This is a genomic window from Litoribacterium kuwaitense (assembly GCF_011058155.1).
Lineage (GTDB): Bacteria > Bacillota > Bacilli > Bacillales > DSM-28697 > Litoribacterium > Litoribacterium kuwaitense.
Map to the genome: position 1 here is coordinate 64,520 of NZ_JAALFC010000006.1, position 13,710 is coordinate 78,229.

At 40.5% G+C, this 13,710-nt stretch carries 10 protein-coding genes and 2 pseudogenes; all 12 read left to right on the forward strand.

All coding sequences use genetic code 11. The annotated features are described in order from the left end of the window. Nucleotides 1-105: 105 nt before the first annotated feature. Nucleotides 106-999, forward strand: a complete 894-nt coding sequence (locus G4V62_RS05935; RefSeq protein WP_165200187.1) for a fumarylacetoacetate hydrolase family protein — start codon at nucleotides 106-108, stop codon at nucleotides 997-999. 73 nt (nucleotides 1,000-1,072) lie between these two features. Continuing rightward, nucleotides 1,073-2,493: pseudogene (locus tag G4V62_RS05940) on the forward strand (NAD-dependent succinate-semialdehyde dehydrogenase). 479 nt (nucleotides 2,494-2,972) lie between these two features. Next, nucleotides 2,973-4,066, forward strand: a pseudogene (locus G4V62_RS05945) (PhnD/SsuA/transferrin family substrate-binding protein). Between the two features lie 141 nt (nucleotides 4,067-4,207). After that, nucleotides 4,208-5,008: a phosphonate ABC transporter ATP-binding protein gene (gene phnC, locus G4V62_RS05950; protein ID WP_165200189.1), complete on the forward strand. Its 801-nt coding sequence runs from the start codon at nucleotides 4,208-4,210 to the stop codon at nucleotides 5,006-5,008. Next, on the forward strand, nucleotides 4,995-5,783 hold the full coding sequence (locus G4V62_RS05955; RefSeq protein WP_165200191.1) for a PhnE/PtxC family ABC transporter permease: 789 nt from the start codon (nucleotides 4,995-4,997) through the stop codon (nucleotides 5,781-5,783). The genes phnC and G4V62_RS05955 overlap by 14 nt, the downstream gene beginning before the upstream one ends. Next, the gene (locus tag G4V62_RS05960; RefSeq protein WP_165200193.1) at nucleotides 5,783-6,637 is read left to right on the forward strand and encodes a PhnE/PtxC family ABC transporter permease; all 855 of its coding nucleotides are present in this window, start codon (nucleotides 5,783-5,785) and stop codon (nucleotides 6,635-6,637) included. Before G4V62_RS05955 ends, G4V62_RS05960 begins: the two co-directional genes overlap by 1 nt. 294 nt (nucleotides 6,638-6,931) lie before the next feature. After that, nucleotides 6,932-8,638 (forward strand): metallophosphoesterase family protein, encoded by a 1,707-nt coding sequence (locus tag G4V62_RS05965; protein ID WP_165200195.1) that lies wholly within the window; start codon nucleotides 6,932-6,934, stop codon nucleotides 8,636-8,638. A 41-nt stretch (nucleotides 8,639-8,679) separates the two neighbouring features. Beyond that, nucleotides 8,680-8,880, forward strand: a complete 201-nt coding sequence (locus G4V62_RS05970) for a twin-arginine translocase TatA/TatE family subunit (RefSeq protein WP_165200197.1) — start codon at nucleotides 8,680-8,682, stop codon at nucleotides 8,878-8,880. A 66-nt stretch (nucleotides 8,881-8,946) separates the two neighbouring features. Further along, nucleotides 8,947-9,684: a twin-arginine translocase subunit TatC gene (gene tatC / locus G4V62_RS05975; protein WP_165200199.1), complete on the forward strand. Its 738-nt coding sequence runs from the start codon at nucleotides 8,947-8,949 to the stop codon at nucleotides 9,682-9,684. Between the two features lie 68 nt (nucleotides 9,685-9,752). Then, complete coding sequence (locus G4V62_RS05980; RefSeq protein WP_312855439.1) at nucleotides 9,753-10,526, forward strand: DeoR/GlpR family DNA-binding transcription regulator; 774 nt, start codon at nucleotides 9,753-9,755, stop codon at nucleotides 10,524-10,526. 67 nt (nucleotides 10,527-10,593) lie between these two features. Next, nucleotides 10,594-11,358: an HAD family hydrolase gene (locus G4V62_RS05985; protein WP_165200201.1), complete on the forward strand. Its 765-nt coding sequence runs from the start codon at nucleotides 10,594-10,596 to the stop codon at nucleotides 11,356-11,358. A gap of 403 nt (nucleotides 11,359-11,761) precedes the next feature. Further along, complete coding sequence (gene asnB, locus G4V62_RS05990) at nucleotides 11,762-13,603, forward strand: asparagine synthase (glutamine-hydrolyzing) (protein ID WP_165200203.1); 1,842 nt, start codon at nucleotides 11,762-11,764, stop codon at nucleotides 13,601-13,603. Nucleotides 13,604-13,710: the final 107 nt, after the last annotated feature.

Here is a 13,710-nt window from a genome sequence, read left to right on the forward strand (position 1 = left end):
ATGCCTTTATTACAAAAGCATATTCAGTCTTCGTGTTGAATATGAAGAATGCTTTGCAAACGTCATGATTGAAATAAATGATTTATAAAATTGGAGGAAACGAAGATGAAATGGATGCAAGGCGTCATCAATGGAGTATCGTTTGTTGGTGTAGAACTAGAAGACGGACGTTTGCTAGATGTAGGACGAGCAACATATGCGTTGTCGCCTGAAAGCCAATTACCCTCTAGTTTATTGGAATGTTTGGAGCATTATGATGTGGAGGGAATTGTTTCTAAGCTCCTCTCCTTTGATTTTGAGACACTTCGTTATTATGCGTACGACCCTGGGGAGGTTGCTTTGCAGCCGCCATTAACAAATCCATACAAACATGTGTTATGTATAGGCAAAAACTATGCAGACCATGTGACGGAAATGACAAAAGACGCGTCGCTCCCTGAAGCACCCGTAGTATTTACAAAAGGTCCGGGTACGATCATTGGTCATCAATCCCCCATTCCAGCGCATTCTAGTGTGACAGCTGCGCTCGACTATGAAGGAGAGCTTGCGGTGGTTATTGGGAAAAAAGGCCGAGCGATCAATCAAGAAGATGCTTTTACACACGTTTTTGGTTATACGATTTTAAATGATGTGACGGCGAGAGATTTACAAACGAAACATAAGCAGTTTTATTTAGGTAAAAGTTTAGATGGGACTTGTCCGATCGGACCATATGTGATTTCAAAAGATGCGATCCCAGATGTCACTAAACTGACCATTGAAACAAGAGTCAATGGAGAGCTTCGGCAACGAGGTTCGCTCAAAGATTTAATATTTGACATTCCAACAATTATTGCGGAGCTGTCAAAAGGGATGACTCTTGTACCAGGAGATATCATTGCAACAGGTACGCCAGCGGGTGTCGGAAAAGGGATGAACCCACCGATGTTTTTACGGCAAGGAGATACAGTAGCGATTACGATTGCTGGAATTGGAGAGTTGGTCAATACCGTAAAATAGCAAAAGGTGTTTAAGGTCAATTGGATGTGTGGAATCGTTTAATAAATGCCAATAGAAAGAGAGATGACATCGTATGCTAACTTCTTTATATATCAATGGTAAGTGGGTAGCTGACGCCACCGATTCACTTGACGTGATTAACCCGGCGACTGGTGAACATGTGGCTACAGTTGCGAGGGCAGGAGAACAAGAGACGAAAGCCGCCGTCGAAGCTGCTTCCGAAGCACTGCTGTCATGGAGGAAAACACCAGCGAACGAACGCGCTTCGTATTTGAAGACGTTGTATACACTTATGCTTGATCGACAAGAGGAGCTCGCTACATGCATGACCGAAGAAATGGGAAAACCCTATGCGGAAGCGAAAGGAGAGGTCCTCTACGCCGCTTCATTTATCGACTGGTTCGCAGAGGAAGCAAGAAGAGTCTACGGACGAACCATTCCTTCTCCTAAGAAAGAGCAGCGCCTTCAAGTGATCAAGCAGCCTGTTGGCGTGGTGGCCGCCATTACACCGTGGAATTTTCCGGCAGCGATGATTACGCGCAAGCTCGCGCCTGCCCTTGCTGCCGGATGTACGATCGTGATTAAGCCTGCTAGCCAAACGCCGTTAACGGCACTCAAAATCGCTAAGTTGTGTGAGGAAGCTGGTATCCCAGCCGGTGTCGTTAACGTGATCCCTGCTTCATCACAAGCATTTACAAAGGTCATTATGGCAAGTGAGGACGTGCGCAAACTGACCTTTACCGGTTCGACAGAAGTCGGAAAAGAGCTCATGAAATCTGCCGCAGATACAATGAAAAACGTATCCTTTGAGCTAGGTGGACATGCCCCTCTAATCATATTAGATGATGCTGACCTCAACAATGCCGTCGATGAAGCGATCGCTTCTAAATTTAGAAATGCAGGTCAAACATGCATATGTGCGAATCGTATATATGTGCAAGACGGCATTTATGATGCATTTGTTGAGCGTTTCAATGACAAGGTGAGCGAACTTTCTGTTGGAAACGGGATGAACGATGTTGATCTCGGTCCATTAATTGATGAAGACGGATATACGAAGGTCACTGAACATGTGGAAGATGCCCGATCTAAAGGCGCCTCCGTCTTTAGCGGTGGAAAGGGATATAAAGATGGTGGTTGGTTCTATATGCCCACTGTGTTAACGGATGTGACTAGTGATATGAGAATCATGCAAGAAGAAACCTTTGGACCGGTTGCCCCAATTCAACGATTTACATCGGACGATGAAGCGATTCAATTGGCCAATCACACGCCCTTCGGACTGGCTGCCTACTTTTTCACGGAAAGTATTTCTCGCGGGACGTATCTATACGAAGCATTAGATTATGGCATTATCGGTTGGAATTCAGGTGTACCATCGGCAGCAGAAGCACCATTGGAGGGATGAAGGAGAGCGGTCTTGGTCGTGAAGGAGGCGTTGAAGGCATTGAGGCTTTCTTAGAAACGAAATATATTGCTACGAAATTAACGTAGTTTGTAAAGATGGTAAATATGTCGCACTCATAAGCGAAGACGTACGCATTGTTGAAATGCGGCGTTTTCGCTTATTTTTTTGCGATGTTGCTTAATTGTGGGAATTTATGTTTTAAACATAAATATTTATCTTACCTTTACACGAAATTAACAATTGTGAGGTATTATGTATGAGCAAAGGAGGTTAATTGTGACCAAAAAGATTCAAAATGTGGGTTTGTGTGGTTTTCGCTTGGGAGTTATCTGAAGCGTATTGTATCACGTAGATGCATTCAAAAGAGGGGGTCGTGATGTAACGAAGGGGTGATGACAATGTCGACGCGAGTGAAGTACATAATCAGTGCAAAAAGAGTATTTGACAACATCTTCCCTAAGACAAACGACAAGAAGAACTCAAGTGTTTTTATAGACTGATGAACTTTGAAAAAGATAGGGCGATGAAACTAAAAAGCATGATGAATAATAGGAGGATAAGCAAAATGAAAAAAGCATTTTTAATTTTATTTACTGTGTTACTAAGCGTTGTTATTGCAGGCTGCTCGTCAGCAGGAAATTCAGAAAGTGCAAGCTCCGGTTCAAATTCCGGTTCAAACGAAGGCTCCAGTGAATCTTCAAGTGAAGCTTCAGACGGCGGTAAGGAAACACTAACGATGACATGGTACCCGAACGAATCGGCTGCTGATTTAAAAGATGCTCGTGAAGAACTTGGTAAAGTTGTTGAAGAAGCGACTGGAAAAAAAGTAGAACATAAAACGACAACTGACTATATTGTTGCCATCGAAGCACTTGCGAATGGTAACGCTGATCTATCTTACATGGGCGCACAAGGGTATATTGAAGCCCGTAATAAAAATGAGAGCGTCGAGCCGCTTGTTGTACCGAGTGGGCCTTCTGGTACGTTAGAAGATGCTGTGTACTACAGCTGGTTAGCCGTTAAGAAAGGCAATGAAGATGCTTATAAAGATGGATCTGAGTTTTCTATGGATAACATCACGGACAAAACATTCTCATTCGTAACAAACAGCTCAACGTCTGGTTTCGTTGTCCCTTCTGAAGGAATTGTTTCTTACTTTGGTGAGCAAGACGAGTATAAAGATTTAACGACAGATGATCTATTAGAAGGCGGACCTTTCTTTAGCGAAGTTATGTACGGCGGTTCACACCAAGGTTCTGCAGTCAACCTTCTTACTGAAAAAGCTGAAGTCGCTGCCTTTTGTGACACTTGTGTAGCAAACTATGTAGAGCTTGTTGAAGGCGAAGCGAATAAGCCAGGTGCTATTTACAAAGTTAAATCAGATGCTGCTGCCCCATTTAACACAGTCGCTGATCAAGAGTTTGTCTTAATCTCTGTAACACCTGTATTGAACGCACCAGTTGCAATTAACTCAGATAACATTTCTGATGAAGAAAAACAAAAATTAGCTGAAGCTTTCACTTCTGAAGAAGTTACAATAATGATAAAGTTTTCGTTCCAGAAGATGCTGACGGTGGATTTTTCACAAAAACCGATAAAGAGCAGTTTGTAGAAGCGGATGACAGCTTCTTCGATCCAATTCGTGAGTTATCTAAATAAGTGAATGACAAAAAGGCAATCGCAATCGGGCAGGTTTGCTGATTGCCTTTTGTTCTATCAGTCAAATAAAATGCTCCATGATGCTAGGTTTTGGTTCGGAAAAGGTGCTAAATCTACTCAAATATAAGGAGGGGTTTTTTAATGAATTCATTACTACAATTAAATCAAGTGAGTAAGGACTACGGCAATAATACACTCGCTTTATCTGATGTGAACTTTTCAGTGAATGAAGGTGAGTTTGTTTCTATTATTGGTCCGTCGGGAGCGGGGAAATCAACGCTTCTTCGGACAATTAATCGCATGATCGATGCGAGTCGTGGAGAAGTCATTTTTGACGGAACGGACATGATGAAATTAAAAAAACGAGAGCTGAGAAAGGCACGTACTAAAGTTGGAATGGTGTTTCAACATTATAACTTAGTCAACCGTTTAAGCGTCATTGAAAATGTTCTTCACGGTAGATTAGGTTATAAATCTACGCTTACAGGAATCTTAGGTTTGTATACGGTTGAAGAAAAAGAACAGGCCATGAAAATTTTAAAGCTTCTCGGTTTAGAAGAGCAAATGTATAAACGTAGTGACCAGCTCAGTGGTGGGCAAAAACAGCGCGTCGGTATTGCGCGCGCATTAGTACAAAATCCAAAAATGTTACTTTGTGACGAGCCCATTGCTTCGTTAGATCCAAGCTCATCAAAAATCATTATGGATTATTTAAAAGAAATTTCAACAACGATGGGTATTACAGTCTTAACCAACTTGCACCAAGTGGATGTTGCCTTAAAGTATTCAGACCGGATCATTGGGGTCAGCAAAGGGCAAATTGTTTACAATGGATCGCCTGATAATATTACTGTTGATCAAATTCATCAAATTTACGGGTCAGAAGCTGGTGATCTTTTGATGGAAGCAGGAGGTGCAGAGGGACAACATGCTACAGGATAAATTCTTTTTACGAAAAAGGATCCAATCAATCCTCCTCATTACCGTTTTATTAGCGATAACTTATGGGGCAATCATCATTACAGAATATGATATTGTTCACGGCTTTACCTCTTTTCCAAAAGCCATCGCCTGGGGGCTGACAAATTTTTATCCAACTGAAGCTTCATTAGAAAAGCTTCCTAACATTATGGAAAAGTTGATCGAGACAGTGCTTATATCGGTAGCAGCTGCAACGTTGGCTTCCATATTTGCATTAGTCTTCTCTTTATTTGGTTCTAAAACGACTCAATTAAATGGTTTTATGAGTACAATCAGCCGAGGAATCGCTACGTTGTTCCGTAACATCGACGTTGCTGTTTGGTCATTAATCCTCCTTTTCTCATTTGGGCAAAGTGCTTTAACAGGGTTTTTTGCTCTGTTTTTTGTCTCATTTGGTTTCTTAACACGTGCATTTATTGAAACAATCGATGAAGTCGGTGGTGGTTCTGTTGAAGCGCTACAAGCAACAGGAGCAAGCTATACGTCGACGATCGCTCATTCCGTTATTCCGTCAAGTATTCCGCAAATGATGAGCTGGCTGCTTTTTATGGTCGAAACAAACATTCGGAGTGCGACGTTAGTCGGAATTTTAACGGGAACAGGCATCGGTTTTTCGTTTGATCTCTATTATAAAGGCTTAGACTACAACTCAGCGAGCTTAGTCGTTATCGTTATTTTATTAACAATCTTATGTTTAGAGATCATTTCAAACTATGTGAGAAGGGTGATTTTGTAATGGCTTTTGGCGAACCTACGAGCATTGAACCGAATCGTGGTCCAAATAAATCAAAACTAACGATCGTTAAACCCTTCAATAAAGCGTCCTTTATCATTGGAATGACTTTACTTGTTTTAGTCGCACTCACAATCTATGGATTTTTAACTTTTGATTATAAAGGTGTAAGTTTAATTGAAGGGGTTTTATTAACATTAGATAATTTTAAAACGATGTTTACTGAACCACGATTAAGCAGCTTTACTTTTACGGAAGGACTCTATCAAGTCACAATTACGATCGGCTTAGCTATGCTTTCGACTTTGATAGGTGCGGTTGTTTCTCTATTTTTAGGGTTGTTTGCAGCTCAAAACTTAACGTCACCGAGAATTTCTAATATCATTAAAGTTTTTATCTCATTTATCCGCGCAATCCCAACGGTACTTTGGGTGTTAATCTTTGCAGTAGCTGCCGGTTTGGGAAGTGTGGCGGCTGTCATTGGGATGACGTTCCACTCTGTCGGTTATTTGATTAAAGCGTATTCGGAATCGTTTGAGGAAATTGATGAAGGGGTCATTGAAGCATTAAAGGGAAGCGGAGCCAATTGGTGGCAAATTGTTTTCCAAGCAGTCATACCATCCTCCATTACTTATCTCATCTCATGGACGTTTCTACGATTTGAAATTAACTTTGGCGTAGCTGTTGCGATGGGAGCTGCTGCCGGAGCCGGTGGAATCGGTTTTGATATGTTTATGGCAAGTAGCTTTTACTTAGATTTACATGAAGTTGGAGCCATTACACTATACATTTTAACATTTGCTGTTTTACTTGAAATTGTTGCGGTGAGAATCAAAAGACATTTGCAAAGCAATTAAGGTGTATAAACGTAACGTAGTAGTTAATTTGTGGTTTGTTGTCGAGGAGAACTGTGAATTTGAAACATATATACAAAACTTCACACACGATCAATGAATTATTTACAATTCAAGTGTATTATTCGAGTTGAAAGGAGGGAAATTAAGGCTTTTTGTGTTTTTGGAGGATTTTTAGCGGTCATCATAAAAGCTAAAGGTCTCTAATACATTTGTTTTGTGTGAAGTCTTTGAGGACTAAGTTTCGAATTTTTGTTCAAGTGATGGATAAGACACTGGAGGAGTGAGAAATTTATCATGAGCGACAACAAACCGCAAAAAGGTACGAAGGTGACAAACAGTATATTTGAAAATGAAATGGATCGCCGTACTTTTATTCAAAAGACATCGAAAGTCGCTGGAGCTACTCTTGGATTAACACTATTAGGAACATTAAATAGTCTTCCTGCAGGAGCTGCTTCAAAGTCTTCTGTGATGAAATCAAATGGTAAGGGGCCAGATTTAGTATTTCCAGTTATTAGTGATGTGCATATTAACCCACAAGGTGGCGGTTTAAACTATTTTCAAAACACATTAGAACAACTTAACAGAGAAGTCCCCAATCAAGATGCTTTTATTGTCAATGGTGATTTAACAGATTATGGGACAGTAGAAGAATACGATCACTTTATGAACCTCTACAATCAATATAGACAAACAAACGCTGAATCAATGTTTACTATTGGTAACCATGAATATTGGAATGATTTATCAGCGGAAGGTTCTCAACAGCGGTTTTGCGACAAAACAAACATGGAGTCTATTTATGTCCATAAGGTCATTAAAGGCTATCATTTTATTCTCCTCGGTACGGAAACTATTCAAGGACAATATTCAGGAAAGCAAATTGAATGGTTGAAAAAAAGGCTTGAAAAAGCTAATGCGGACGATTGGAAAAAGCCAATCTTTGTTTTCCATCACTTCCCGTTAGAAGGCACGATTTATGGAAGTCAGTATAGTTATGACAACAACGAAATTTTATATAATGCATTAAAACCATACCCACAAGTCATCTCTTTTTCTGGTCATACGCATTATCCTTTAGACGACCCAAGAATTATCCATCAAAAAGATTTTACTTCTATCGGGTCTTCAACAGGTTCGTACATATGGCTTGATAAAGGGAGGATTCAAGGAGAAGTACCCGTGGGCGCAAGTTTCTTAAATCAAGCTTTGATTGTAGAGGTTCATAAAAACAAAGTCATCATTAAGCGACGTGATATTCATAACGATGATTGGACTGGGGAGCCATTTGAGATTCGTTACCCTGCTAAGACGAACAAATTTAAATATAACGAGCATCTCGATAAAAAAGCACCTTTTTTTACAAGAGATGCGATGGTGTCTATTGATCCAGAGATGACGACGTTGACAAGCTTAGGCATTTTGGTGAACCAAGCGACCGACGATCTTAATGTTCATGATTATAAAATCGTAGCGAGGGATGTAGAAACAGGAGAAGTGGCGAATGAGTTTCTTGCTTTTTCTGAATTCTATAAAGATCCAGTACCTAACCCATTACCATTACCAGTTAGAGGGTTAAAGCCTAATACAACTTATGAGATTGAAGTTCATGCAATCGATTCTTATGAAAAAGTTAGTCAAAACTCATTAAAAGTGTTAGGAAAAACGGTAAAAGGTGATGAGGTCAAAATCACTTTATCAAAAGAAACACTTAACGGAACGGAAGGTGTGCTTGACGTTATTGTAGAACATGTAAGGACTCCGCAAAATGACTGGATTGGAGTATACGAAGAAGACGTTACTCCTGGTACCGGCCTCCCTTCCATTTGGTGGATGTATACGCAGCCTGAAAATGGAAAGCTATCATTGACGTACGATCCAAAAGAAAACAAATATCCAGACAGATTTAAGGAAGGCGTTACGTATAAAATGGTTTACTTCTATGGCAGTGGCTATGATGCTGTAGCTTCAGCGACATTTTCGGTTAGAAGTGCCGAGTAAATGAAGACAACGGTCATTAAAAATTGTAGGAGGTTTACATTATGCCATTGAACATCGGAATTCCCGGTTTAATCCTCGTGCTCGTGATTGCTCTCATTGTTTTTGGTCCTTCAAAATTACCAGAGCTTGGTCGTGCTGTCGGATCAACTTTAAAAGAATTTAAAAAATCTACGAGAGACTTAGTTTCAGATGATGAACTAGAAAAAGACCAACCGAATCAGAAGACCGAAAAAAGCATCTGATCATCTAATCGAGTGAGGTGTGAGTAGTTCACTGCTTGCATCTTTCTTTTTTCTGAGGTGGTAGTCATGAGGCAAAAGAAAATGAATGTGATTGGACATTTAGATGAGTTGCGTAAAAGGCTAATCATTACTTTAGGAGCGTTTATTGTATTTTTTATCGCGGGGTTTATTTTCGTCAAAGATATTTACAATTGGATTGTTCAAGACTTTCCGATTCAATTAGCTGTTTTAGGCCCCGGGGACATCTTATGGGTATATCTCATGCTTTCTAGTGTGGTAGCGATTGCTGTAACGATTCCTGTAGCAGCGCATCAAGTGTGGCTCTTTGTTCGCCCAGCTTTAGAAGGTGACGAACGAAAAGCAACATTAGCCTACATCCCTGCACTGTTTATCTTATTCATTTTAGGGTTATGTTTCGGGTATTTTCTCATCTTTCCAATTGTCTTCAATTTCCTGCTTTCTTTATCAGAAGATATGTTTATGAACTTTTTTACAGCAGAGAAGTATTTTCGTTTTCTGATCAATATGACGCTACCATTTGGATTTTTATTTGAACTCCCAGCGGTGATCATGTTTTTAACAAACATTGGCATTTTAAACCCTTATCGCCTACAAAAAATAAGAAAATATGCGTACTTTATTCTTGTGGTAATATCTGTACTCATTACACCACCTGATTTTCTGTCGGATATTCTCGTGATTATCCCATTACTTTTTCTATATGAATGCAGTGTGCTGCTTTCCAAGGTCGTTTACCGTAAGAAACTCAAAGTAACTGACTTAGATGGGAAAATAGGAGTTTGATCATGGGAAGGTGTGTGAAGTTGTGTTATTATGTTAGTAATTAAACATACCTATATGATTAAAAGTTGGTGAATCTAGTGTTAATGTATGACCGTCATGAGAAAATCATGGAGTTATTGCGGAAAAATAAATCATTAAAAGTGTCAACAGTCACTAAAACTTTCGGTGTCTCGACGGAAACCATTAGAAGAGATTTAGAGTTTTTAGAAAAAGAAGGTTATTTACGTAGGGTGCGCGGGGGTGCTGTTATTGATGATTTAAACAGCCCAGAAGAAAATTTTACTTTCCGAGAAACAAAGTATATTGATGAAAAAAGAGAGATTGCTGACATTGCTACACGCTATGTTTCTGAAGGGCAATCGATTGCGTTAGATGTGAGTACGACAAATACGGAGTTTGCGAGAGCTTTAAAGGAAAAATTTCAACGATTAACGATTTTAACCAACTCATTATTGATTGCAAACGAGCTTGCTGAAATGCCTAATTACACGATCATTTTACCAGGCGGTGTGCTAAGAAATGATGAATTGTGTATGGTAGGGCATTTGACGGAAGATTTCTTTAAGGGCTTTAGTATTGATACATTCTTTATGAGTATTAGTGGGATTTCGTTAATTGAAGGGTTAACCGATTATGGGATGGGTGAATTTCAAGTTAAAATGAAAATGCTCGAAAGCTCTAGGAACTGTGTCGTTTTAGCTGATAGTAGCAAGTTTGATGTAGCTTCCTTACTAAGAGTTTGCCATTTCGATCGTGTTGATCGTATTATTACCGATTCTAAATTGTCAGAGAAAGTTTTGAAAAAATATACAAGTGAAGGCATTGAGATCGTGAACGGTTGATCCTACGTTGTCGCTTGTGTGAGACGTAGTGAGCGAGTAACTATACATAAAAGAGGAATGAATTTATTTGGGAATTAAAGGTATTCTATTTGATAAAGATGGTACTCTATTACAATTTGGTACTGTATGGATTAAAGTGATGAACGAGGTCATCGATGACATCCTCGATGTAATTGGTGAGACGGGGAATAAAGCGCTAAAGAACCGATTATGTCTAGCTATTGGGTTAAATGATGATAAGGTTGACGAAAAAGGGCTTTTGGCAAGTGGAACAACCGTTGATATGGCACAGGCTTTTCAAGCCATTTTACCAGAAAACATACCCTTTTTGGAGCAATGGATGGCCGACAAAATATACGTCAAAACCCAAGAATCCATCGATTGTGTTAAGCCTGTTTGCGACCTATCAGCACTATTTTCAGCTCTGAAGCAAAAGGGAATGATCATTGGAATAGCTACAGCTGATGATTTTGATACGACGGTTTTATGCTTAAAGCATCTAGGCGTTCAAAATGACATTCAATTTTTAGGGACGAGTGATCTTTTCGAGAAGAAACCAAGCTCGCAAATTGTAGATAAGTTCTGCGAACAATTTGGTCTGGAAAATGAAGAGATCGCTTTTGTAGGCGATACTCTCGTAGATTTACAAACAGCTAAAAATGGTGAAGTCGGGCACGGTATTGGTGTTTTGTCAGGTGTTGGTTCTGAGCGGGAGCTACAATCTTTAGCTGACTTTGTCATTCCAAACATCGAGTATTTAATCAATGGTGACGATAAGTTTATATGGGAGTCGGAACTGGAAGGTAAGAAGGAAGCAACATACACTCCATAATGACTTTGCAGAGGACGCTACATAAATTTAGTGTCCTTTTTGTTATACTTTTGCATTAGGGAAGGACGTTTTGCACAACTGTGAACGAATGATCTGTCATACGTTCTGTGAATTTTTAACGTTTTTGCCAAGAAGTCTTATCTTCAAGCGAAGCTAAGTGGTGAGTAGTTCACAAGAAGTCCTCACCTTTCTATTGCGGACAGTCAACCTGACCGGTTTTTTACATATACTATGCTATGGCCTATTTCGGATGATGTCTGTAAATTTGATGCCACTCGCGGTCGCCGGTCGTAATGCGAACGGTTTTGTCGGCCTAAATGTTGATTGCGCAACAAAGGCGTCGGTTGTTCAGAATCTGATGCGGAAGGCTACAACTTTTTTCAAAAAGGATGGTCGATAGCGCATGTGTGGAATTAGCGGTTGGTCAGATTGGCAACAAAATGTCAAAAGTGAAGAAAAGGCGACCAGAACCATGACACAAACGATGACCAGCCGAGGGCCGGATGCCAGTGGTTTCTGGAGCCAAACTCATATTAGCTTGGGCCATCGTCGGCTTGCTGTTGTTGATCTGGCTGGGGGCGGGCAGCCTATGATAAAAAAGATTGATCATCAGCACTTTGCCCTCGTTTATAATGGTGAGCTTTACAATACGGAGGATTTACGGAGAGAGCTCTTAAACAGGGGATACAGCTTTCAATCCCATTCTGACACAGAAGTTTTGTTGATCAGTTATATAGAATGGGGTGAAGGCTGTGTTGATCGATTGAACGGCATTTTTGCCTTTGCGATATGGGATGAGCGAAAAGAGCAGCTGTTTTGTGCTCGAGATCGCCTTGGAGTAAAACCTTTCTTTTATAGTCACGGAGATTCTTCATTCGTTTTTGCATCCGAAATAAAAGCTTTGCTAACGCATCCGCATGTGTCGCCGGTCGTAGATCTTGGTTCGCTTCACGATGTGCTCGGTCTCGGTCCATCACGGAGCCCAGGGAGTGGTGTATTTCGGGATATCGATGAGCTTCGTCCTGGGCATGTCGCTATTTGGAGCCGACAAGGCTTAAAGGTCAGGCGTTATTGGAACGTCAAAAGTGCGCCACACCGACATGATGTCGAAGAAACGGCGGCGCATGTCAAAGACTTGTTTTTGGATGCCGTCGAACGCCAGCTCGTTTCCGATGTCCCACTGGCAACTTTTTTATCAGGAGGACTTGACTCGTCAGGAATCACGGCTGTCGCTGCAGACTATTACAAAAAGCATGGACACAACTCGCTACACACATTTTCTCTCGATTACGAAGATAATGATCGGTATTTTAAAGCCGATGATTTTCAGCCGAACAGTGATGGGTATTGGATTAAGCAAATGACCGATCGGTTTAACACTAGACATCACCAGTGTGTGATCGATAACCAATCCTTGGTATCCTTACTGAAGGAAGCCGTTGAATTTAGAGACCTTCCAGGCATGGCAGATATTGATTCTTCTTTATTATGGTTCTGTCGGGAAATTAAAAAGACGCATACCGTTGCTTTGTCGGGTGAATGTGCTGATGAGATATTTGGTGGTTATCCATGGTTTCATCGTCCCTCAGGAGAAGGGCATTTTCCATGGATGACGTCTTTACAATTGCGGGAACAACTGATTCGTCCTGAAATCCGTAAGCATATGGATTTGCAAGGCTACGTACAGAAGCAATATGACATGACCGTTCAAGAAACGCCGCTTTTAGAAGGGGAAAATGAGGAGGAAACGAAGCGTCGCCAATTGTTTTATATCAATATGCTTTGGTTTATGACGACACTGCTTGATCGAAAAGACCGGATGAGTATGGGAGCCAGCTTAGAAGTTCGCGTGCCTTTTGCTGATCATCGCCTCGTTGAGTATGTGTGGAACATTCCTTGGGATCTGAAAATGCACGGTGGGAGAGAAAAAGGAATTTTAAGAAAAGCACTTGAAGGGGTTTTGCCTGATGATGTGCTTTATCGGAAAAAAAGTCCATATCCGAAAACCCACCACCCAGCATATACAGCGGCTGTCCAGCAATGGATAAAAGATATTTGCAATGATGCCAATGCTCCGTTATTCGATGTATTGGATAGACGTTCGGTAGAACAGCTTTTAGAGGGGAATGCAGAGGAAATAAAGACGCCTTGGTTTGGTCAATTAATGAAGGGACCACAGCTACTTGCTCATCTAGGACAGATGAATCATTGGCTTGAAACATATAACGTACGTTTATCGACGTAATAAACAGCCTAGTCATATCGCTAGGCTGTTTTATATTTGAGGTTTTTCTTTTAATAAATTGGGGAAAACGGAACAGGAAATTATATATTTTGAGGCTAATGATTTTG